Source organism: Myxococcota bacterium, assembly GCA_041389495.1.
Taxonomy (GTDB): Bacteria; Myxococcota_A; UBA9160; order UBA9160; family UBA4427; genus JAWKRT01.
In genome coordinates this window covers 891,190-911,949 of sequence record JAWKRT010000001.1, presented here as the reverse complement: position 1 = coordinate 911,949, position 20,760 = coordinate 891,190, and the positions used below count along the sequence as shown (strand labels likewise).

The window sequence follows — 20,760 nt, the reverse complement described above, 5'->3', positions numbered from 1 at the left end:
CGCGAGCCGGCGCGCGCGCGGCCTCGCCCTGTTATGCTCGGCGCCCGCGTCCGAGGAGCGCGCCGATGACCGATCCCAACCAGGACATCGCCCAGCGCGGCAGCAACGTGCTCGTCGCGAACTACGCCCGCCAGCCGATCGCCATCGTGCGCGGCGAGGGCTGCCACCTGTGGGACGCGGACGGGCGTCGCTACCTCGACCTGATGGGCGGCATCGCGACCGTCGCGCTCGGCCACGCGCACCCGCGCGTCGTCGGCGCGCTCGAGTCGCAGGCCCACAAGCTCTGGCACGCCTCGAACCTGTTCACCACCGAGCCGCAGGTGCGCGCGGCCGAGCGCATCGTCGCGCACTCGTTCGCCGAGCGCGTCTACTTCTGCAACTCGGGCGCCGAGGCGAACGAGGCCGCGCTCAAGCTCGCGCGGCGCTGGCACCGCGACCGCGGCGACGACCGCTTCGAGATCGTCGCCTTCCACGGGAGCTTCCACGGCCGCACGCTGTTCACGGTGAGCACGACCGGGACGCCCGCCTACTGGAAGGGCTTCGAGCCGCTCGTGCCCGGCGTCGGCTTCGCCACGTTCGGCGACATCGCGAGCGTCGAGGCGCTCGTCGGCGAGCGCACGGCCGCGATCATCGTCGAGCCCGTGCAGGGCGAGAGCGGCGTGCGCCCCGCCCCGCCCGGCTTCCTGCGCGACCTGCGCGCGCTCGCGGACGAGTGCGGCGCGATCCTGATCTTCGACGAGGTGCAGGCGGGCATGGGCCGCACGGGGACGCTGTTCGCGTACGAGCAGCACGACGCCGTGCCCGACGTGATGACGCTCGCCAAGGCGCTCGGCAACGGCATGCCGATCGGCGCGATGTGCACGACGGAGCGCTACGCGAAGGCGCTCGTACCGGGCTCGCACGCGTCGACGTTCGGCGGCAACCCGCTCGCGACGGCCTGCGCCGACGCCGTCCTCGCCGAGCTCACCGAGGGCGGCGTGCTCGAGCACGCGCGCCACGTCGCGAAGTGGCTCGACGAGCGCCTCGCGCGCATGGCGCGCGAGCTCGGCGACCGCGTCGTCGAGGTGCGCGGCGTCGGGCACCTGCGCGGCATCGAGCTCCCGGCTCCCGTCGGCGACGTCGTCGCGCGCTGCCGCGACGAAGGCGTGCTCGTCATCCAGGCGGGCCCGAACACGGTGCGGCTGGCACCGGCGCTCGTGATCACGCAGGCCGAGCTCGAGCACGGTCTCGCCGTCCTCGAAGCCGCGATCCGCGCCTAGCGACGCCTCCGCACGCCCTGCCCGCGTCTCGTTCGCGCTCGGCCGCGGGGACGGCCTCGCCGCGTCCGGCCCGGGTGGACGCGCCAGGGAGCGGGAGCGCCTAACGACCCTTCCAGACCGGGTCGCGCTTCTCGGCGAAGGCGCGCGGGCCTTCGCGGAAGTCGTCGCTGCGCAGGAGCGTCGCGACGGCGTCGTAGCGCGCGTTGCACGCCTCCTCGAGCGAGGCGTGGTCGAGGCTCCGCATCGCCACCTGCTTGGACGCGCGCACCGAGAGCGGCGCGCAGGCGAGGATCTGGTCGGCCCAGCGCCGCGCCGGGGGCAAGAGCTCCTCGTGCGGCACCACCTCGTTCACGAAGCCGAGCTCGCGCCCCTCCTGCGCCGACACGTGGCGGCCCGTGAGCAGCATGCCCATCGCGTGCTTGAGGCCGATCTGGCGCGGGAGCCGCTGCATGCCGCCCGCGAGCGCGGCGAGCCCGACGCGCGGCTCGGGCAGCGCGAAGCGCGCGTTCTCCGACGCGACGATCAGGTCGCACGCGAGGGCGATCTCGAAGCCCCCGCCCATCGCGACGCCGTTCACGGCCGCGATCACCGGCTTCACGAGGTCGTAGCGGCCCGTGAGCCCGCCGAAGCCCATCGGCCCGACCGCGAGCTCGCCGGTTCCCTCGGCCGTGTACTTGAGGTCGTTGCCGGCGCAGAAGGCGCGGTCGCCCTCGCCGGTGAGGATCGCGACCCAGGCCTCGTCGTCGGCCGCGAACGCGTCGAAGACCTCGCCGAGCTCGACGTTCGCGGGCGGGTGCAGCGCGTTCATGCGCTCGGGGCGCGACATCGTGACGGTCCACAGCCGTCCGTCGCGCTCGACCCTGCAGAACTCGGGCATGCCTCGGCCTCCCCTGTGCGCGGACGCGCTAGCCGCGGCGCTTGCGCACGGAATCGGCGAGGTCGCGCAGCAGCGCCTCGGTGCGCTCCCAGTCGAGGCACTTGTCCGTGATGCTCTTGCCGTAGACGAGCTCGGCCGTCTTCGTGTGATCCTGGTTGCCGTCGACGAGGAAGCTCTCGACCATCACACCGACGATCGCGCGCTCGCCGCCCGCGACCTGGCGCCCGACCTCGGCCGCGACGCGCGGCTGGTTCTCGTGGTTCTTCTCGCTGTTCGCGTGGCTGCAGTCGACCATGATGCGCGGCGGGAGCCCGGCCTTCTCGAGCTTCGCGGCGACGGCGGCGATCGACGCCGCGTCGTAGTTCGGCCCGTTGGCGCCGCCGCGCAGGATGACGTGGCACTCGGGATTGCCGCGCGTCGACACGATGGCCGCGACGCCCTGCTTGGTGACCGACAGGAAATGGTGCGGGTGCGCGGCCGACAGGATGCCGTCGATCGCGAGCTGCACGCCGCCGTCCGTCCCGTTCTTGAAGCCGACGGGCATCGACAGGCCGCTCGCGAGCTCGCGGTGCACCTGGCTCTCGGACGTGCGCGCGCCGATCGCGCCCCACGCGACGAGGTCGGCGTAGAACTGCGGCGAGATCGGGTCGAGGAACTCGCTCGCCGACGGGAGCCCGAGCGCGATCACGTCGAGCAGGAAGCGCCGCGCGAGCCGCAGCCCCTCGTTGATCGCGAAGCTCCCGTCGAGGTGCGGGTCGTTGATGAGCCCCTTCCACCCGATGATGGTGCGCGGCTTCTCGAAGTAGACGCGCATCACGACGAGCAGGTCGTCGCGCAGCGCTTCGGCGAGCCCGGCGAGACGCTCCGCGTACTCGAGGGCGGCCTTCGTGTCGTGGATCGAGCACGGGCCGACGACGGCGATCAGCCGGTCGTCGTCCCCGGCGAGGATGCGCGCCACCTGCTCGCGGTGCCCCGCGACGCGCGAGCACACGTCCTCGGTGGCGGGGAGCTCCTCCATCAGGATCGCCGGCGGGATCAGCGGCCGGAGCTCGTCGATGCGGACGTCGTCGGTCTGGTACGTGGGGGGCATTGCCGCGGGCCTCTCGCCCGCGCTCGGGGCGACGGCGCGGGGCCGCCCATGATGCGGCGTCGCGCCGCGCGTCGCCAACCGGCCGAGCCCGGACGCGCGCGCCGCCGTCGGCCGCGGCGCGCGCCCCGCGCGCCGGCTAGTAGCCGCGCCACTCCTTCGCGCTCTGGTAGGCCGACCAGATGCAGACGGCGTGGACGAAGAAGCCCGGCACGAGCACCGCCCAGTAGGCGAGCCCGGTGCCCAGGAACCAGAGCGCGCCCGCGAGCAGGCGGCCGCAGTAGAGCTGTCCGAGCCCGGGCACGAAGAAGCTCAGCACGGCGGCGATGCCGGGGCTCGGTGCGCGCGCCGGCAGCGCTCCGCGGTCGTCGAGGTCGGTCATCGGCTCCTCCCTGTGTGTCGCGTCGGCGCGGCGCGCCCGCGACGACCCGGCGAAAGAGCAAGCCCCGTGCCGGGGCGGCGCGCGCCCGCGAACGGAGTCCAGGGGCGCGAGACGCCGCGTCGGGTGCCGCGACGAGCCGACACTGCAGCGCGCGGCACGCGGCGCTTGCGCGCCCCGCGCGCGTTCGCGACACAGGGTGCCGCATGCTGCCGGATGAGCCGCCGAGCGCACGCCCCTACGACCCGCGCGGCGAGGCGCGGCGCCAGTTCGCCGCCGCCGTCGCGCTGCCCGAGCCCGAGATCGACGTCGCGCGCGCCGCGCTCTGGCTCGCGGCCGAGGCCGACCCGCGCGCCGAGGTCGACCGCCACCTCGAGCGGCTCGACGCGCTCGGCGAAGCCGCGCGCGCGGGCGTCGAGGCGGCCGCCGACGCCGCGGAGGCGGTCGCCCACCTGAACCACGTGCTCTTCGAGCGCGAGCGCTTCCGCGGCAACGAGCACGACTACTACGACCCGCGCAACAGCTTCCTCGGCGACGTGCTCGACCGCCGCCGCGGCATCCCGATCACGCTCTCGATCGTGTACGTCGAGGTCGCGCGGCGCGCGGGGCTCGAGGCGCACGGCGTCGGCTTCCCCGGCCACTTCCTCGCGAAGGTCGTCGACCGCGACGGCGGCGCGATCGTCGTCGACGCCTTCCACGGCCGTGTGCTGACGCGCGATGCCTGCGCCGAGCGGCTGCGCGGCGCGCTCGGTCCGCAGGCCGTGCTCGCCGACGAGCACCTCGCCGCGGCGAGCGCACACCAGACGCTGCGCCGCATGCTCACGAACCTGAAGCAGATCCACCTGCAGCGACGCCAGCTCGACGCGGCGCTCGCGTGCGTCGACCGCATCCTGCTGCTCGCGCCGGACGACGCGCTCGAGCTGCGCGACCGCGGCCTGCTCTACCAGGCGCTCGAGTGCTTCGCGCCGGCGATCGACGACCTCGAGCGCTTCCTCGCGCTCGCGCCCGGCGACGCGAGCGCGCCGCGCGTCGAGCGCGTGCTCGCACAGCTTCGCGAGCGCGCCCCGAAGCTGCACTGAGCGCGCGCGCCGCTCCGGCGCCGCCACCCGGCCGCCGCGCGTGACCGCCAAAGGAAAGAGCCCGGCGCCACCGTGGCGCCGGGCTCTGACCGGGGAAGGAGGGCGGCCCGGTGTGCCGGTACCGGGCCGCCGTGTCGTGCAAGGTGCCTTCGTCGCGGGCGATGCCCTCCCTCGACGCGCTTCCCTTGCCAACCAGGCGGTGGATGAGGCCGCCACGAGAGAAGCTGAGGAGTATCTGGGCCTATCGTCCCCGCCCGCCCTGCGGCGGTTCCATCGGCTCCCGAGAAAGCAGCGCCCGGCCGAGGGCTGCGGCGCGTTCGGCCGACGGGGCGTCGCCCGAGCGTCGGGCCGCCGCCTCGGCGCGCGCCGCGAGCGCGCGGGCGCGGTCGAGCCCGTCGGGGTCGGGAGCCGCACCGGAGGGCCCGGACGAGCGCGCGGCCTCGAGCGCGAGGACGCGCGCCAGCTCGAGCAGGCTCACCGGGTCGCGGGGGTCGAGCTCGACGGCGCGCTCCCAGTGGGCGCGCGCGCGCGCGAGGTCGCCCTCGAGCTGCGCGATGCCCGCGAGCGCGCGGTGGGCGCGCTGCCGCTCGATCGGGCGCGGCGGCGGCTCGCCGTCGAGCGAGCGCTCGAGGTGACGGCGCGCGCGGGCCCAGAGCGCGGGCGGCCCGCCCTGCTCGGCCGCCGTCTGTGCGAGCGCAAGCCCGAGGTCGAGGTTCGCGCCCGCGTGGAGCGGCGCGCGCGCAGCCGCTTCCTCGAGCAGCGCCATTCCTTCGGAGCGGTCGCCGCGCAGCACGAGCAGGAGCCCGAGGTTCACGGCGGCCGACGTGCCCTTCGGGTCGACCGCGAGTGCCGCACGGTAGTGGCGCTCGGCGCGCGCACCCGCGTCCGGCACGTGCGCGCCGTACTGCTGCAGCCAGTTCGCGTAGTTGTAGTGGGCGAGCGCGTTGCGCGGGCTCGCCGCCAGCACGTGCTCGAAGAGCGTCGGCGTGTCGCGCCAGAGCGCGACCTGGCGATGGCCCGCGACGCCGAGCGCGACGGTCGCTGCGAGCGCCGCGCCGAGGGCGGGCGCGCGCCACGCGGGCCGTCGCGCGCGCAGCCACTCGCTCGCGCCGAAGACGGCCGCGACGACGAGCCCCGACTGCGACAGGTACGTGTAGCGATCCGCGTGCGAGGCGAGGCCGACCTGCACGATCCCGATCATCGGGACGAGCGTGCCGAGGAAGTAGAGCCAGCCGACCGGCACGCACGCATGGCCGCGGCGCCCCGCGAGCACCGCGATGCCCGAGAGCGCCGCGAGCAGCGCCGCGGCGCCGCCGATCTGCCAGGCCGCGAGCGGCGGTGCCGCGACCGTCCCGGGATACGGGTAGAAGAGCGAGAGATCGGTCGGCCAGAGCGTGCCGACGACGTAGCGCGCGTAGGCGACGAGCGCGTTCGCGAGGCGGTCGACGAGGGCGATGTGCGCGCCGTCCTCCATCGCGCCCGAGCCGCTCTGCGCCCACAGCGTGGCCGCCGACACGGCGATCGCGAGCGCGAGCACGGGGAGCTTCTCGGCGACGAGCCGCGCGGCGCGCACGCGCCGCGCGCGCGCGAGCGGCCAGACGTCGAAGAGCGCGAGCACGAACGGGAGCGTCACGGCCGACGGCTTCGAGAGCAGCGCGAACGCGGCTCCCGCGAGGCATCCCGCGTAGGCGAGCGCCGCGCGTCCGCGCTCGCCGCGCGCGCTTCGGTGCGCGTGGACCGCATAGCATCCGATCGACGCCCACCATCCGCAGCCGGCGAGCACGTCCTTGCGGCTCGCCACCCAGGCCACCGACTCGACGTGCAGCGGGTGCACGGCGAAGACGAGCGCGACGAGCCCGCTCTCGACGTCGCGCCCGGTCAGCGCGACGAGCGCCCAGAAGGCGAGCAGCGTCGCCGCGCCGTGCAGGAGCGCGTTGACGACGTGGTAGCGGCGCGCGTCCGCGCGGCCGACGGCGGCCGCGTCGAGGCGCAGCGTCCACATCGTGACCGGGTGCCAGTTCGAGACGCGGATCTCGGGCGCGAACGCCCAGGCGAGCCCCTCCCAGCCGAGCGGCCCGTCGAGGTCGGGGTTCTCGTAGACGTAGATGTCGTCGTCGAGGGCGACGAAGTCGAAGCGCGCCGTCTGCGCGTAGAGCGCCGCGGTGGCGAGGGCGAGGCCGAGCGCGATCGGGAGCCGGCGGGTCATCGTGACGGGGCCTGCGCGCGGCGGGCGGCGCGAGGCCGCGTCGGGCCCGCGCGGCGCGCGCGGGCCGGGTTGGCGCCCCGAGGAGGAATCGAACCTCCGACCCGTCGCTTAGAAGGCGACTGCTCTATCCGACTGAGCTATCGGGGCGAGCGATCGCGGCGAGCCGTGGAGCCCGGCCGGAACGCCGGCACCGCCGCCGAGCCGGCCGTCGGCGGCCCCGGCGCGTTGACACCGCGAGCCCCCGTTCACTAGCTTGCCGCCCCTTCTGGTGGGTATAGCTCAGTTGGTTAGAGCGCCAGATTGTGATTCTGGAAGTCGGGGGTTCGAATCCCCTTACCCACCCCACCCGGCCTTCCGCGCTCCGCCCCGCCCGCCGCCCGCGACATCCTCGGGCGCGGAGCGCGCCGCGCGGCCCCGACCGCACCGGGCCGGCGCTCCCCGCGCGATCTGCGCTGCTCCCGACCCGTCTCGACGCGCGGAGGGGAATCGCGCGCGGGGCCCGACATCGGCCTCGCCGGGGCCGTTTCGAGCCTTCCATCGAAGGGGCGTCCGGCGGTAGACTCCCGCCCTCGAACCGCCGACCCCAGGACCCCTCATGAACCGGATTCGCGCAGCCCGACAGGCCCTCGGATGGACGCAGACGGAGCTGGCCGACAAGGCCAACGTCTCGCCGCGCACGATCCACGCCGTCGAGAAGGGGCGCACGTGCCGCCAGGCGACGAAGCGCCGCATCCTGCAGGCGCTCGGCGTTCCGTGGGAGCTGCGGTTCGACTACTTCGGCGGCGCGCGCGCCGCGCGGCCGGTGCGCCACGTCGCCGCGCGCGACGCCGCGAAGAGCGCCTAGCCCGCCGCCGTCGCGGCGGCGACGTCCTCGCCGCTCTCGATCGCATCCACGAGCTCCGCCGCGCGCGCGATCGCGCGCTCGGCACAACGCTGCGCGAACGCCGAGAGCGCGTCGCGCGCGGCGTCGCCGTCGCCCGCGCGCGCGAGCTCGAGCGCGCGCGCCTCGGCCTCGACGCGCTCGCGCTCGATGTCGCGCTCGAGCGGCGCCCACGCGGCGCGAAGGCGCGGGTTGAGCGCCGCGAAGTCGCGCTGTGCGGCCGCGCGCAGCCGTGCGAACGCCCACCACGCGGAGTCGTCGCTCGGCGTCTCGCCGCCGCGCGCGTAGGCGGCGGGCACGACGCCGTCGACGTAGACGGGCAGGAAGACGCCCGTGCACGGCGTCGCGAACGAGATCCACACGGGCCACGGGCGCCAGCCCGCGTCGTCGCGCTCGTCCCGTGCGGGAAGCTCGGCGACGAGGCTCGCCGTCGTCGTTCCGACGGGCTCCGCGTGCATGCAGAGCGTGAAGTGCGCCTCCTCCTCGGTGCTCGTGTGCGCGGGCGGCGCGAGCCCGCCGTCGCCGTGATCGCGCAGCAGCGCCTCGAGGCCGGCGACGTCGTGCGCGGCGCGCGCGGCGAGCAGCGCGCACGAACGTCGCAGCCGCCCCTCCGAGATGCGACCGGGCACGTGCTCGTTGCGATAGGCGCGCGCGACGTCGACGCGTGCGCGCTCCGTCCACCAGCCCTCCGTGCGCGCGAAGCTCTCGAGGTCGCGCGACGCGATCTCCCAGCCCGTGTCGAGCGTGAAGTGGTTCGTGAGCGCGCCGGCCTCGACGCGGCGCGCCGCCCAGCGCCGGCCGCTCGTCTCCATCAGCCAGACCTCGCGCGCATCGGCGATGGTGAAGCTGTTGTGGTAGCCGCCGCCGCCCGGCTTGAACGCGGGGCCGCCCTGCCCGTGCGTCTCGACGAGCGTCGCCACGACCTCGACCGCCTCGCGCGCCGTGCGCGCGCGCTCGAGACCGAGACGCACGAGATCCATGCCGATCAGGCCCGGCTGCTCCTCGACGGGCTCGCGCGAGAACACGGTGTGGTTGCCGATCGCGACCGCGTGCTCGTTCACGCCGTGCTCGAAGCCGAAGACCCAGAAGGGCGAGTGGCCCATCACCGCGAAGGTCTCCGCGACCTGGGCGATCTCGACGTGCGTGCAGCGCACGCGCGCGCCGCGCGGATGGTGGGCGGCCGGGTACTGCACGAACGGCTGGCACTCGCCCTCCGGACGGTCGCTGTTCTTCGCGAAGAGCGTCCGCCCGGTGGCCGAGCGCGCGGGCGCGACGCCGACCGAGTCGCACATCAGTGCTTCGCTCCGGCGAGCGCCTCGAGGAACTCGATGCGCCGGCCGTCCGGGTCGACGACGAAGAAGAGCTTCACCGTGTCGCCGAACTGCTGGACGGGCTGCTGCGGCGCGATGCCGGCCGCCGTGAGCTTCGCGTGCGCGGCGTCGGCGTCGGCGACGCGCAGCGAGAAGATCAGGCTGTCGAGCGTGCCCGGGTCGTCGTTGACCTTCCGCACGCCCTGAATGAGCTCGATCATCGCGTCGCCGCCCGGCACGCGCAGGCCGACCATCCGCCCCGACGCGCCGCCGCGCTTCATCACCGCGTCGAGGTTCGCGCCGGCGATCGCCTCCTCGAAGATCACCTGCATGCCGAGCGCGTCGCGGTAGAACCGCAGCGACGCCTCCATGTCGCGGACGTGGAGCGAGACGTGATCGAAGCGCGTGATGTCGACGACGGGCACGGTGGCCTCCTGGCGTGCGCGCGCTCCGCGCGCGGCGTCTCCCTGCGCGCGGGCTCAGACCATCTTCGCGACGACGTCGTCCGCGAAGCGGCGCAGGCCGTCGAGCTTGCGCTGCGGGTCGTCGGTGAGGCCGCCGTAGAAGACCCAGGGCATCGTGAGGATGTGCGTCACGCCCTGGTCCTCGAGCTTGCGGAAGCCATCGACGGTGAACGCGTCGCTCGGGCTCGCCATGACGTCGAGCGGCAGGTGCGCGCGGCCCATCTCGGCGCGGTAGGCGCGCACGCGCTCGATGCAGCGCGCGATGTCGGCGCTCGTCTGGAGATCGGAGAGCCAGCCGTCGTTGCGCGCCGCGCGGCGGAGCGCCGGCTCCGAGAAGCCGCCCACCCAGATGGGGATCGGGTGCTCGGGCGCCGGCGGCATCTTCGTGCGCGGGAAGTCGTAGAACTCGCCGCGGTGCTCGACCCAGTCGCCGCTCCACAGCTTGCGCATCACCTCGACCATCTCGTCCGTGCGCCGGCCGCGCGCGCGGAACTCCTGCCCCGCCATCTCGAACTCGACCTTCGACCAGCCGACGCCGATCGTCAGCGTGACGCGCCCCTTCGAGAGCAGCGACGCCGTGCCGATCGTCTTCGCCGCGATGAACGGGTTGCGCATCGCGAGCACGAACACGTTGTTCGTGAAGCGCAGGCGCTTCGTCACCGCCGCGAGCGCGCCGATCGCGACCCACGGGTCGGGGAACGGCGACGTCTCGTCGTAGCGGCGCGAGCCGTCCTCCGTATAGGGATAGGGCGTGTCGATCACCTCGGGATAGGCGACGTGGTCGGAGAAGGCCATCGCCTCGTAGCCGTGCGCGTCGGCGGCCTGGGCGATCGGGGCCAGCTCGTCGAGCGGCTGGAAGGCGGCGGAGAGGACGAACTTCATGCGGCGTGCGGGCTCCTGCGGAGTGGGCCCGGCATTATGCGCCAGATCGCGGGCCCCCGGCGTGCTCGTCGACGCGCACGTCGAAGAGCGGCTCGCCGCGCGCGGCGACGCGCACGCCCGCGAAGCGCCCGAGCGCGGCGGCGAGCCGATCGACGCGCGCCTGCAGCTCCGCCGCGGCGACGGGCGGGAAGCGGTGCGCGTGGTGGGCCGCGCTGCGGCGGTGCCCGGGCCGATCGCGGTCGCGCTCCTTCAGCCAGCGCCGCCCGACCGCGTTGATCGCGCCCTTCGCCGCGAGCAGCGCGTGGCGCGCGCGCCGCGGCCCTTCCCGGTAGCCGGCCTCGACGAGCACGTCGACGATGCGGTCGCACGCGAGCGGGCCCCGCAGCGAGGCGATGTGGCGCTCGACGTCGACCGGCGCGCACGGCGCGGCGCGCGCGGCCGCGCGCGCGACCGCCGCGACGACCTCCTCCTCCGTCGACGCGCGCTCCGACACCGCGTCGGGAAGCGCCGCGTCGAGCCCTTCGCGCGCGACCGGCTGATAGGCGACGACGCGTGCGCCGGCGAGCGCGGCCTCGAGCCCGGCCGTCGAGCCGTTGTGGACGACGGCGCGCGCCGCGAGCGCGGCAGCGAGCGCGCTCCCCGACTCGTCGACGACGACGCCGTGCGCGGCGCGCGCGAGCGCATCCCAGCGCGCGCGGCTCTCGGCCGGGTGCGGGCGCACGACGATGCGCACGCCCGGCAGCGCCTTCGCGAGCGCTGGCGCGAGGGCCTCGAAGCGCGCGAGCAGCTCCGCGCGGTGGCGCGCGCGCGCCTCCCAGTAGGCGCCCGTCGGCACGTCGCCCAGCGGGTCGACGCGCTGCTGCACCGCGGCGAAGCTCGACGCGACGAGCACGAAGTCGCCGTGGCGCGCGCGCAGCGCGCGCACGTCGGGCTCGAGGTAGGCGCGCAGCTCCGGGCGCAGCAGGTCGGCGCGCGCGTTGCCCGTGACGTGCAGCGGGATGCCGCGCGCGGGCGCGTAGCGGCGGAGCACGTCGGCGTCGTCCTCGCCCCAGCAGAGCAGGTGCGACACGCGCCGCACGGCGCGCGCGTCGAGCCGCCGCGCGACGTACTCGGGCTCGGGTGGGCGGACGAGTGCCTCCTCGTCGAACGCGACGACGTCGTGCCCGAGCTCGCGCGCGATGCGGAACACGACGCGCGACGGCTTGCGCACGCTCTTCGCGAGCATCACGCCGCGCGGGATGCGGTGGAGCGCGTAGTGCAGGTGCGGCCGCGACCCGAGCACGACGGGAAAGCCGCGCTCCGCGGCGACGGCCGCGAGCAGGAGCTTCGCGTCGAGCTCGCGCGCCGCGTTCTCGACCGGAATCATCAGCGTGCAGGCGGTCACGCGACGTCGTGCTCCTCGCCTCGGTGGCAGCGCGGCGCGAACTGCGCCGATCGCGCGGCGCGAGGCTAGCTCCCGGTTCGCGGAGGGTGATACAAGGCGCGCATGCCCGACGCGCCCGTGATCCCGCTCGCCGACGCCGCGTTCTGGCAGGACCCGTACCCCGTGCTCGCGCGCCTGCGCGAGGAGCACCGCACGGCCGCGACCGACGCCGGCACGAAGGCCGTCCTCCGGTTCGCCGACTGCGAGGCGCTGCTCAAGAGCGGCGACTTCGAGAACGAGGGGCTCGAGTTCATCGCCGCGCGCGGCTTCGCGCCGGGCGACCCGCTCTGGGAGTGGCGCAGGAGTTCGCTCGGCGCGCTGAACGGCGCGCCGCACGCGCGCCTGCGCGCGCTCGTCTCGCGGGCGCTCACCCACCGCAGCGTCGACGCGCTGCGGCCGCGCATCCGCGCCCACGCCCGCGCGCTGCTCGACGCGCACCGCGACGCCGGCCAGCTCGACGTCGTCGCCGACTTCGCGCGCCGGCTCCCGTTCCTCGCCATCACCGACTTCCTCGGCATCGAGCTCGGCGAGGCGCTCGAGGTCGCGAAGCGCATGGGCAGCGGCGCCGTCGACGCCTTCGGTCCGAACGTCACGCCCGAGGTGCGCGCCACCGCGAACGCCACGTTCGCCGCCATGATGGAGTTCGTCGGCGAGCTCTACGAGCGCCGCCGCGCCGAGCCGCGCGACGACCTGCTCGGCCACCTGATCGCGGCCGAGGACGGCGGCGACGCGCTCTCGCACCACGAGCTCGTCGTGCTCTTCTCGAACCTGTTCGGCGGCGCGATCGAGACCACGGCGAGCGTCATCGCGAGCGGCGCGCTCGAACTAACGAGGCACCCCGAGGCCGCCGACGCCCTCCGCCGCGACCCCGAGCGCTGGAAGCGCTCGACCGCCGAAGAGGTGCTGCGCATGCGGCCCGGCTTCTTCGCGATCGGCAAGAAGGCCGTCCGCGCCCACCGCGCCTTCGGCCTCGACTTCGCCGCCGGCGAGCCCGTCGCGATCCCGATCGGCGCGCCCAACCGCGACCCGCGCCGCTACCCCGACCCCGACCGCTTCGACCCCGCGCGCGACCCGCGCCAGTGGTCGCTCACCTTCTCCCTCGGCGACCACTTCTGCCTCGGCCAGGCCCTCGCCCGCTGCGAGCTCCAGGAAGCCCTCGCCACCCTCGTCGCCACCTGCGACGACCTCGAGCTCCTCGCCGAGCCCCGCTGGACCCCGCGCGTCACCGTCCACAGGATGGAAGCCCTGCCCCTGCGCTTCGCCCCGCGCACGCCCGCGTGACGCGCACCGCCGCGTGACGCGCAGGCCCGCGCCGCTATCCTCCGCGCCACCTCCGCGCGCCGGTAGCTCAGCTGGATAGAGCATCAGGCTTCGAACCTGAGGGTCGGGGGTTCGAATCCCTCCCGGCGCACCAATGAATCCGAAGAGCCGTGCGTTTCGCGGCTGTCGCTGCGGGCGCCGACTGCAGCCATTGGCTGCCTGGTGCAGCACTCGGGCACGTGGGAACGCGTGCTTGACCTGGGGTACCGAGAGCACCGCGGCTGCGGGCTCGCCGCGAAGCGCCGCAACGTCGCAGAGCGCAAGGCCCGGCAGCCCGCTCGTTTGCCGCGCCCAGGCCCTCCGCAGTTCGGCGCGGAGCCGGGCCGGCGGGACCCCGACGGCGCGGCGCGCGGACGAGAGACGGGCTGCGCGACGTTGGCAGCGAACGGTTTCCGCGGCGGCTCGGCGTGGCCAGTCGAGTGCGCGGCTCGTCTCGGCGTGCTCGCGCAGCTCGTCGACGGCGATCTCGACCCACCGAAGAAGGACTTCGTCGGGCAGGCCGCGCGCCTGCGACGGATGCACCCACTCGGTCACCAGCGAGTCGGCACGTCCGCCCCGTGCGCCGTCACCGCGATCGAGCGGCAGGCTTCGCGTGGCCTCGAGGTGCTCGTCGGGCAGTCGGTGCCGAACTCTATCGGCTGCATTCGCGCGCCAGTCGTCCTCTTCGTTCGGCTCCTGCGGCAGGCGATCGTGACGTCGTGCCGGTTCGCCGCGTGGCCGCGCCGCCCGAGGCGGCGTCAGGAGCGCGCCGCGAGCTCGGGGCGGAAGCCGAGGTAGCCGAGCATCGCGCGCACGAGGCCTTCGCAGATCTCGCTCTCGGCGATGTCGGGCAGGCGTTCCTCGGCGGTCGCGCGCGCGAAGCCGTCCGCCAGCAGCACGAGCATGTGGGCCGCCACCTCGGGATCGGAGACGCCGGTCGCGTGCCGGTTGTCGGCCACGAGATCGACGAGCCACGCGACGGTGATCTCCTCGTACGTGCGTCCATCGGGCGAGCGACGGGAGGGGAGCTCGAACCGCGTGCCGAAGTCGCGAACGAACTCCCGGTGGATGTTCGCGAAGCGCCGCCGGTGTCGGAACACCATCGCGACGTACTCGGAGAGCGCGCGCGGGAGCGGTAGATCGCTCAGCTCGACGCCGTGCGCGAGGTCGTCGATGTCGCGCTGGAGCGCCTGCACCTCCTCCTCGAAGATGTCGGCGACGATCGATTCCTTGTTCGCGTAGTAGTGGTAGAGGGAGCCGATCGAGACGCCGGCGCGATCCGCGACGCGGTTCGTCGTCAATGCGTCGGGGCCTTCGGCCGCGAGGATCTCGCGCGCCGCCTGGCGGATCGCCGTGATGAGCACGCGCGCGCGGCCTTGCGTCGGCTGGCGGCGCGGGGTGAGGTTGTCGCCACGCTCGTTCGCCACGGGACCCCCGGCGCGCGCGGATGGCACGGCTCGGGAGGGGCGCGCATCCCGGTCCGGCTCCCCGATCCGGCCGGGCGATTCTGCATGCACCTCGCGGGCGGAACAAGCGGGATCCACCCCGCCCTCCGCGCCGCTCACGCCATCCACTCCCCCGAGTTCACGAACAGCGCCTGTCCCGTGATCGCGCTGGCCCGGTCCGAGAGCAGGAAGGCGATGGCCTCCGCCGTCTCGGCACCCGTCGGCATGCGACCGAGCGGCATGTCGGCCGAGAACCTCGCCTTCACGTCGTCGAGCGAGCAGCCCTGCTCCTTCGCCATGTGGCTCGCGAAGCCTTCGAGCGTCGGCGTCCACATGGTGCTCGGCACGACGCGGTTCACGCGAACGCCGGCGGGGCCGAGCTGGCCCGCCATGTAGATCACGGCCGCGTGCATCGCGGCCTTGCTCGCTCCGTAGGCGATGAACGTCGGCGCGGGCTTCGGCTGCACCTCGGACTGCGAGCCGACGATCACCACCGCGCCGCCGCGTTGCTTGAGCGCGGGAATCGCGGCCTGGAGCATCTGCACCGTGCCGATGACGTTGGTCTCGATCACCGCGCGCCAGCCGTCGATCGCCGTCGTCTCGATCGAGCCGTGGACGTCGATGCGCGCGGCGACGCAGGCGAGCCCGTCGACGCGGCCGAAGCGCTCGAGCGCGGCCGCCACGAGCCCCTCGCAGTCCGGTGCGCTCTCGATGTCGCAGCGAAGGGCGAGCGTGCGCGCGCCCTCCGGGTCGAGCGACCGCGCGATCGCGCGGACGCGCTCCTCGTCGCGCGCTCCGAGGACGGCGTTGCCGCCCTCGCGGAGCACGATGCGCGCGACCTCCTCGCCGAGGCCCGGCCCCGCGCCCGCCACCACCACCGTTCTTCCGTGGAACATGGCTGCTTCCTACCACCGAACGCCTGCGCAGGCCGACTCGCTTGCCGGCGCGCCGCCGCGGGCGACCGGTGCGCCGCAGGTGCGCGAACCTGGTGCGGAATCTCGCGACGCGGCGCCGCGTCGGCGACGCCGACCGGGACGGGCTCGATTTCCGGCCCGGTGCGCGCGCGCACCGTCCGAAAGTCGAGCAGGCCCCGGCGACGCGCCGACGGAGCGCCATTTCCCCTGCAACCGCGGGCGACTCGTTCACCGCGGGCGACGCCGGGAAGCGAGTGGAGGCGCGCCGACGCGGCGTGCTGCACTGCGCGTCCGCAGCCGCCGGGATCGGCGCGCACGCGGAGGACTTCGCATGACCCGCACGACGCGACTCGACGACCTCGCGGAGCCCCGGCACGCGCCCGCGGTGCGCGAGCAGCTCGAGGCCGCGAAGTCGATCGCGCCGACGCTCTCCTTCGAGATCGATGCCCTGTGCGCGCAGGCGGTCGCCGAGACGGGCCTGTCCGACTTCGGGAGCGATTCGTTCCGACCGGGCCTCGAGGCGTTGCTCGAGTCGCTGCGCAGCGAACGGCCGTTCTCCGCCTTCGGACGGGTGTCGAAGCACGCCGAGATCCTGCGCTTCCTCAGGAACCGTCTGTGCGTGGAGGACCTGTTCGCGCGACATCCCGAAGCCGAGGACGTCGAGATCGCCCGGCCGATCGTCATCACGGGCTTCCCGCGCACGGGCACGACGCATCTGCACAACGCGATGGCCGCCGACCCGGCCCTGCGCACGCTCCCCTACTGGGAGGCCCTCGAGCCGGTCCTGCCCGGCGAGGAGCCGGCGCCCTTCCGCGAGACCGATCCGCGGATCGCGCGCTGTCGCGCCGCGCTCGAGTGGGTGAACGGCGCGATGCCGCACTTCCCCAAGATGCACGACATGACGTGGGACCACGCGCACGAGGAGATCGACCTGCTCGCGCTCGACTTCTCGACGATGTACCTCGAGGCGCCCGGCCCGCTGCGCGCGTACAGCGAGTGGTACGAGGAGAGCGACAAGACCGCGAGCTACCGCTACATGAAGCGCGCGCTGCAGGCGATCACGTTCCTGCGCGGCGGCGACCGCTGGGCGCTCAAGACGCCCCAGCACCTCGAGCTGCTGCCGGTGCTCGCGGAGGTGTTCCCGGACGCGACGCTCGTGATCAACCATCGCGACCCGCTGCCCATCGTCGCGTCGTACCTGACGATGATGACGTACACCGCGCGGCTCGCGCAGGATCACCCGGACCCGCACGGGCTCGGCGCCTTCCTGGTGGATCGCGTCGGGGACATGCTCGACGCCTGCGTCCGCGACCGCGACGTGTGGCCGGCGACGCAGTCGATCGACATCGCGTTCCACGAGCTCGTCGCGGACGGCGACGCGATGGTGGCGCGCGCGTACGCGAAGGCGGGCCAGCCGCTCGACGACGTCTCGAAGCGGGCGATCGCCGACTACGCACGCACCCATCCACAGGGACGGCACGGACGCATCGACTACGACCTCGCCGACTTCGGCCTCGACGCGGGCCACCTGCGCGAGCGGTTCCGGAAGTACACGGACCGGTTCGCGGTCCGCCTCGAGATGGAGGCCTGAGACGACTCCCGCCGCGGGCGCCGCCTCAGTAGACGCCCGGAACGATCCGCCACGGAACCCGCTGCTTGTAGCGTTCCCAGTCGTCGCCGTACTTCGCGGCGCACCAGCGATCGTCGCGCCGCTCGCGCGTGACGAGCAGGACGGCGAACCACGTCGGGTAGAAGTACGGGATCCACGATCCGAAGCCGGCCGTCAGCCCGAACGACAGCGCGATCAGCCAGTCGCCGAGATAGTTGACGTGCCGCGCCATGCCCCAGTAGCCGGACAAGAGCAGGCGCGTCCCGCGCTGCGTCGGCATCGACTCCGCCGGCCTGCCCCAGATGCGGCAGCCGTCGGGATCGCGGCGGAAGCGCGCCTTCTGCAGGTTCGAGTCGATGAAGATCGCGAAGCCCGCGACGCCGACGAAGAGCGCCATGGGCGCGTGCCACGCGGGCGGTGCGAGGAAGTGGTCGACGAGCCAGTAGGCCGAGAGGCTGTACGTCATGGGCACGAGCACGAGATCGCCGAACACGAGCATCCACCCGAAGCGCTCGCTCTGGATGTCGATCGTCGTCAGCAGCCACGCCTCGTTGCGGAAGTTGTTGAGCACGTAGGCCGCCTGGAGGACGACGATCGCGACCATCGGCGCGGTCACGAAGCCGTGGCGTTCGTACTGCGACGCCGCCATGGCCAGATCGATGACGATCCAGCCGATCAGGCCCGGCCGGCACTCGCAGAAGAACTTCCAGTCGAAGCCCGTGCGGGCGGGCGTGCGCGGGTTCAACGCGACGCCGTAGAAGTAGTCGCGCGCGAAGGCCCCCGACTCCTTGCTCGGCCCGCCCGGGCTCCTCCTCCCGATCCGCCACATCCACCACGCGAGTGCGAACGAGAACAGCGTCGTCACGCTGATCAGCGAGCCGAACTCGCGATGGATCCACGGCAGGTCGAGCACGCCGGCCGCGTACCCGGCGCCCACGCACGCGAGCGTGACGAGCATCGCGGCGAGCCCGTTGATGCGGTAGTCGAGGCGCGAGCCGTCGGGAAGGGGCGTCCCCTGGACGATGCGCGCCGGGAGCGCGCGCTCGAGCACGACCTGGAAGGCGAACCAGGCGACGTAGACGGCGGCGGCGCCGAGCGTCGGAACGATCGCCGCGAAGAATCCGCGCCAGTCCGACCCGGAGCCCGGAATCAGCCCCCCGCCGTTGAACTCGATCCCGAAGTAGAGGTAGTAGACGATCGCCGTCATCACGACGACGTTGATCTGTGCCACCGGCATCCGACGCGCGCTCATCGCATCCCCTGTCTGCTAGTGCGGCCCGGAGAGGGCGGCCGGTGCGTTCACCCCCTGCGCGTCGGGCGCCGAGGCCGGGCGCACCGACACCGGGATGCCGGACAACACCGCCATCCCCGAGAGCGGGCACGTCGCGTCGCGTCCATCGGGCGCGAGGCGGTTCACGTTCACGCCGGGCCGCGTGCGCGCGAGCGAGAGGCCGTCCGCCGTCTCGTGGCCCCAGCCGAACGGGAGCGCGACCGTGCCCGGCATCAGCTCGTCGGTGATCCGCACCGGCGCGACGACCGTGTCCACCGCGGACTGCACGCTCGCCCAGCCGCCGTCCTCGAGGCCGAGACGTCCCGCGTCGACGGGGTGTACGTGGAGATGGTTCGTCGCCGGCGCACCGAGCTCGGGGTTGTTGTGCATCCACGAGTTGAGCGACTTGAGCTCGCGCTTCGAGATGAGCTTCAGCGAGTCGGTGCTGGCGCGCTCGCGCGCGTAGCTCGCATCGAGGTCCGCGGCCGCTTCGACGAGCTCGCGCGGCGCGAGCTCGATGCGTCCGTCGCCGGTCAGCACGCGGTCGGTGCCGAGGAACGTGCCCGGCCGGTTCGGCTCGAGGAGCACGCCGTGCGGGTGCTCGCGCATCAGCCGGCTCGCGGAGCGAAGCCCCGCGCCGCGCAGCATGCCCGAGATGAGCGTCTTCGGACGCAACGCCAGCCGGCCGAGCACGGGCGTGGCGAATGCGCGCGCGTTCCACTGCAGCAGGCGGTGGAGCCAGGGACGATCGAACAGCGTGAGTCCCGCGGCGTCCGCGAGCCGCAGCCAGATCCACCACTCGGGCCGCACGCCCGGCGGCGCCTCCAGCACGGGATCGGTGTAGGTCACGTACGGGACCGGCATGTTGCCGGCCATGCTCTGGATCGCGTACGGGATGTCCTCGCGCTCGAGGAACGTCGTCGCCGGCAGGATGTAGTCGGCGAGGTTCGCGGTCTCGTTGCGGAACAGATCGATCGAGACCACGAGGTCGAGCGCGCGGATCGCCTCGGTCAGGCGGCCGCCCGGGTTCGGCGCCACGATCAGCGGGTTCGAGGCCTCGATGAACAGCGCGCGCGGAGGCGTGGGGCCCTCGAGGACGTCGGCGGCGAACATCGCGCTCGGGTAGGACTCGACGATCGACGGAAGCCCGTCGTGCCGGTGCGTGCGTCGGACGAGCTGCCCGTTCTTCCTTCCCTCGGCGGCGAAGTCGACGAGCCCCGACGACCCCATCAGGCTGCCGCCGCGTCGATCGAGATTGCCGGACACGGCGTTGATCGCTTCCTGCAGCCAGAAGCACAGCGTGCCGTGGCGGCCCTGGTTCACGCCCGTCGACATGTAGAGCGCGGCGCCGTCCGCCCGGCGGTGCGCCTCGACGAGCTCGCGCAGCGTATCGGCCGGCACGCCCGTCACGCGCTCCTGCCGCTCGGGCGTCCACGGCGCGACGACGCGCTCGAGTCGATCGAGCCCCTTCATGTGGCGCGCGACGTGCGCCGCATCGAACGCGCGCGCGCGAAGGATCTCGCCGAGGAACGCCGCGAGGAAGAACACGTCGGTGTCCGGACGGATGAAGAGGTGCTCGCCCGCGATCGACGTCTCCGTCCGCCGCGGGTTCACGAAGACGACCCGCCCGCCCTGCTTGACGATCTGGCGGAGCCGCCGCACGGCGTGCGGGAGATGGAAGAGGGACGTGCCGGACACGGCGGGGTTCGCGCCGAGGAACATCAGGAAGCCGCTGTGGTCGACGTCCGGGAACGGGAGCCGGAACGGCGAGCCGTACATGTCCTCGCACACGCGGAACTTGTTGGCGCAGTCGAGCGACGAGTTGCCGTACATCGCGTGCGAGCCGGCGGCCTCGAAGAACGCGCGGCGCACGAGCGGCGTGACGACGTTCACGCCCGCCGCGGCGCCGACCCAGTGCGCGATCGCCTCGCCACCGTGCTCCGCGCGGATCGCGCGCAGACGCTCCCCGATCTCGCGCAGCGCCTGCGTCCACGAGATCGCCTGCCAGGTCGATCCGCTGCGCTTCATCGGCTCGACGATGCGATCGGGGCTGTGCTGCGTGCCGGCGAAGGACGTGCCCTTCACGCAGACATAGCCTTCACTGGCGACGTGCTCGCGATCGGGCCGGATCGCCTCGATCCGGTTGTCGCGGACGTCGACCTCGATGCCGCACATGCACTCGCAGATCCGACAGAAGCTGTGGTGGGTCCGGGTCGCCGGCACGGTGGGGCCCCCTCGGTCGTCTCGAGCGACGCACTTCGCGCGACGCGCTCGTTCTACCGGACGCCCCCGCTCCCGCACTACTCGCTTTGCGACCGACGCGTCGGACGCCCGCGAACCGCTCCGCGGGCCACTCAGCGCGGCGACATCGCCGCCC

General features: G+C 73.9%; 18 protein-coding genes and 3 tRNA genes. 8 read left to right on the top strand and 13 right to left on the bottom strand.

From position 1 onward, the window contains the following. Window positions 1–65 precede the first annotated feature (65 nt). The gene (locus tag R3E88_04060; protein MEZ4215629.1) at window positions 66–1,259 is read left to right on the top strand and encodes an aspartate aminotransferase family protein; all 1,194 of its coding nucleotides are present in this window, start codon (window positions 66–68) and stop codon (window positions 1,257–1,259) included. Between the two features lie 100 nt (window positions 1,260–1,359). On the opposite strand, the gene R3E88_04055 is transcribed toward R3E88_04060, so the two are convergent. The 3 genes from R3E88_04055 to R3E88_04045 all read right to left on the bottom strand — a co-directional run bounded on the left by R3E88_04055 (window position 1,360) and on the right by R3E88_04045 (window position 3,605). Then, window positions 1,360–2,136 carry an enoyl-CoA hydratase-related protein gene (locus R3E88_04055; protein ID MEZ4215628.1) on the bottom strand — a complete coding sequence of 259 codons (777 nt, stop codon included), beginning with the start codon at window positions 2,134–2,136 and terminating at the stop codon, window positions 1,360–1,362. Between the two features lie 28 nt (window positions 2,137–2,164). Next, the gene (locus R3E88_04050; protein ID MEZ4215627.1) at window positions 2,165–3,226 is read right to left on the bottom strand and encodes a 3-deoxy-7-phosphoheptulonate synthase; all 1,062 of its coding nucleotides are present in this window, start codon (window positions 3,224–3,226) and stop codon (window positions 2,165–2,167) included. A gap of 136 nt (window positions 3,227–3,362) precedes the next feature. Further along, entirely contained in the window at window positions 3,363–3,605 is a 243-nt protein-coding gene (locus R3E88_04045; GenBank protein ID MEZ4215626.1) for a hypothetical protein, read from the bottom strand. Between the two features lie 203 nt (window positions 3,606–3,808). On the opposite strand from R3E88_04045, the gene R3E88_04040 reads away from it, so the two are divergent. Then, complete coding sequence (locus R3E88_04040; protein MEZ4215625.1) at window positions 3,809–4,681, top strand: transglutaminase-like domain-containing protein; 873 nt, start codon at window positions 3,809–3,811, stop codon at window positions 4,679–4,681. A 241-nt stretch (window positions 4,682–4,922) separates the two neighbouring features. On the opposite strand, the gene R3E88_04035 is transcribed toward R3E88_04040, so the two are convergent. Beyond that, window positions 4,923–6,887: a hypothetical protein gene (locus tag R3E88_04035; protein MEZ4215624.1), complete on the bottom strand. Its 1,965-nt coding sequence runs from the start codon at window positions 6,885–6,887 to the stop codon at window positions 4,923–4,925. 70 nt (window positions 6,888–6,957) lie between these two features. Next, window positions 6,958–7,034: transfer RNA gene (locus tag R3E88_04030), tRNA-Arg, on the bottom strand. 121 nt (window positions 7,035–7,155) lie between these two features. On the opposite strand from R3E88_04030, the gene R3E88_04025 reads away from it, so the two are divergent. Further along, window positions 7,156–7,232: transfer RNA gene (locus R3E88_04025), tRNA-His, on the top strand. Window positions 7,233–7,482: 250 nt separating this feature from the next. Next, window positions 7,483–7,731 carry a helix-turn-helix transcriptional regulator gene (locus R3E88_04020; GenBank protein ID MEZ4215623.1) on the top strand — a complete coding sequence of 83 codons (249 nt, stop codon included), beginning with the start codon at window positions 7,483–7,485 and terminating at the stop codon, window positions 7,729–7,731. Here R3E88_04020 and R3E88_04015 read toward each other — a convergent pair. Genes R3E88_04015 through R3E88_04000 form a run of 4 tightly spaced genes read right to left on the bottom strand, consistent with a single transcriptional unit; the run spans window position 7,728 to window position 11,807 of the window. Next, window positions 7,728–9,059, bottom strand: a complete 1,332-nt coding sequence (locus tag R3E88_04015) for a C69 family dipeptidase (GenBank protein ID MEZ4215622.1) — start codon at window positions 9,057–9,059, stop codon at window positions 7,728–7,730. The genes R3E88_04020 and R3E88_04015 overlap by 4 nt on opposite strands. Next, complete coding sequence (locus R3E88_04010) at window positions 9,059–9,502, bottom strand: VOC family protein (GenBank protein ID MEZ4215621.1); 444 nt, start codon at window positions 9,500–9,502, stop codon at window positions 9,059–9,061. The genes R3E88_04015 and R3E88_04010 overlap by 1 nt, the downstream gene beginning before the upstream one ends. Before the next feature lie 54 nt (window positions 9,503–9,556). Beyond that, the gene (locus R3E88_04005) at window positions 9,557–10,423 is read right to left on the bottom strand and encodes an LLM class F420-dependent oxidoreductase (GenBank protein ID MEZ4215620.1); all 867 of its coding nucleotides are present in this window, start codon (window positions 10,421–10,423) and stop codon (window positions 9,557–9,559) included. Window positions 10,424–10,457: 34 nt separating this feature from the next. Continuing rightward, window positions 10,458–11,807 (bottom strand): hypothetical protein, encoded by a 1,350-nt coding sequence (locus R3E88_04000; GenBank protein MEZ4215619.1) that lies wholly within the window; start codon window positions 11,805–11,807, stop codon window positions 10,458–10,460. Between the two features lie 102 nt (window positions 11,808–11,909). On the opposite strand from R3E88_04000, the gene R3E88_03995 reads away from it, so the two are divergent. The 3 genes from R3E88_03995 (at window position 11,910) to R3E88_03985 (ending at window position 13,943) form a co-directional block, all read left to right on the top strand. Continuing rightward, a complete protein-coding gene (locus R3E88_03995) occupies window positions 11,910–13,127 on the top strand; it encodes a cytochrome P450 (protein MEZ4215618.1) in 1,218 nt (405 codons plus the stop codon). 56 nt (window positions 13,128–13,183) lie between these two features. Further along, a tRNA-Arg gene (locus R3E88_03990) sits at window positions 13,184–13,260 on the top strand. A 344-nt stretch (window positions 13,261–13,604) separates the two neighbouring features. Continuing rightward, the gene (locus tag R3E88_03985) at window positions 13,605–13,943 is read left to right on the top strand and encodes a hypothetical protein (GenBank protein ID MEZ4215617.1); all 339 of its coding nucleotides are present in this window, start codon (window positions 13,605–13,607) and stop codon (window positions 13,941–13,943) included. Here the strand turns inward: R3E88_03985 and R3E88_03980 are convergent. After that, complete coding sequence (locus R3E88_03980) at window positions 13,904–14,572, bottom strand: TetR/AcrR family transcriptional regulator (protein ID MEZ4215616.1); 669 nt, start codon at window positions 14,570–14,572, stop codon at window positions 13,904–13,906. The two genes, R3E88_03985 and R3E88_03980, sit on opposite strands and share 40 nt — an antisense overlap. A 134-nt stretch (window positions 14,573–14,706) precedes the next feature. After that, window positions 14,707–15,486, bottom strand: a complete 780-nt coding sequence (locus R3E88_03975; protein MEZ4215615.1) for an SDR family oxidoreductase — start codon at window positions 15,484–15,486, stop codon at window positions 14,707–14,709. 349 nt (window positions 15,487–15,835) lie between these two features. Between R3E88_03975 and R3E88_03970 the strand changes: the two genes are divergently transcribed. Further along, the gene (locus tag R3E88_03970) at window positions 15,836–17,095 is read left to right on the top strand and encodes a sulfotransferase (protein ID MEZ4215614.1); all 1,260 of its coding nucleotides are present in this window, start codon (window positions 15,836–15,838) and stop codon (window positions 17,093–17,095) included. Window positions 17,096–17,120: 25 nt separating this feature from the next. Here R3E88_03970 and R3E88_03965 read toward each other — a convergent pair whose 3' ends face one another. Next, a complete protein-coding gene (locus R3E88_03965) occupies window positions 17,121–18,350 on the bottom strand; it encodes a DUF1295 domain-containing protein (GenBank protein MEZ4215613.1) in 1,230 nt (409 codons plus the stop codon). A gap of 30 nt (window positions 18,351–18,380) precedes the next feature. Further along, entirely contained in the window at window positions 18,381–20,606 is a 2,226-nt protein-coding gene (locus tag R3E88_03960; protein ID MEZ4215612.1) for a molybdopterin-dependent oxidoreductase, read from the bottom strand. Window positions 20,607–20,760: the final 154 nt, after the last annotated feature.

Bases quoted from the DNA above. Each gene is read 5' to 3' on its own strand.
- R3E88_04035 (MEZ4215624.1), bottom strand. From the start codon at position 6,887: ATGACCCGCCGGCTCCCGATCGCGCTCGGCCTCGCCCTCGCCACCGCG.
- R3E88_04060 (MEZ4215629.1), top strand. From the start codon at position 66: ATGACCGATCCCAACCAGGACATCGCCCAGCGCGGCAGCAACGTGCTC.
- R3E88_03965 (MEZ4215613.1), bottom strand. From the start codon at position 18,350: ATGCCGGTGGCACAGATCAACGTCGTCGTGATGACGGCGATCGTCTAC.
- R3E88_03995 (MEZ4215618.1), top strand. From the start codon at position 11,910: ATGCCCGACGCGCCCGTGATCCCGCTCGCCGACGCCGCGTTCTGGCAG.
- R3E88_04050 (MEZ4215627.1), bottom strand. From the start codon at position 3,226: ATGCCCCCCACGTACCAGACCGACGACGTCCGCATCGACGAGCTCCGG.
- R3E88_03970 (MEZ4215614.1), top strand. From the start codon at position 15,836: ATGACCCGCACGACGCGACTCGACGACCTCGCGGAGCCCCGGCACGCG.
- R3E88_04020 (MEZ4215623.1), top strand. From the start codon at position 7,483: ATGAACCGGATTCGCGCAGCCCGACAGGCCCTCGGATGGACGCAGACG.
- R3E88_04040 (MEZ4215625.1), top strand. From the start codon at position 3,809: ATGCTGCCGGATGAGCCGCCGAGCGCACGCCCCTACGACCCGCGCGGC.
- R3E88_04005 (MEZ4215620.1), bottom strand. From the start codon at position 10,423: ATGAAGTTCGTCCTCTCCGCCGCCTTCCAGCCGCTCGACGAGCTGGCC.
- R3E88_04055 (MEZ4215628.1), bottom strand. From the start codon at position 2,136: ATGCCCGAGTTCTGCAGGGTCGAGCGCGACGGACGGCTGTGGACCGTC.
- R3E88_04045 (MEZ4215626.1), bottom strand. From the start codon at position 3,605: ATGACCGACCTCGACGACCGCGGAGCGCTGCCGGCGCGCGCACCGAGC.
- R3E88_03975 (MEZ4215615.1), bottom strand. From the start codon at position 15,486: ATGTTCCACGGAAGAACGGTGGTGGTGGCGGGCGCGGGGCCGGGCCTC.
- R3E88_04015 (MEZ4215622.1), bottom strand. From the start codon at position 9,059: ATGTGCGACTCGGTCGGCGTCGCGCCCGCGCGCTCGGCCACCGGGCGG.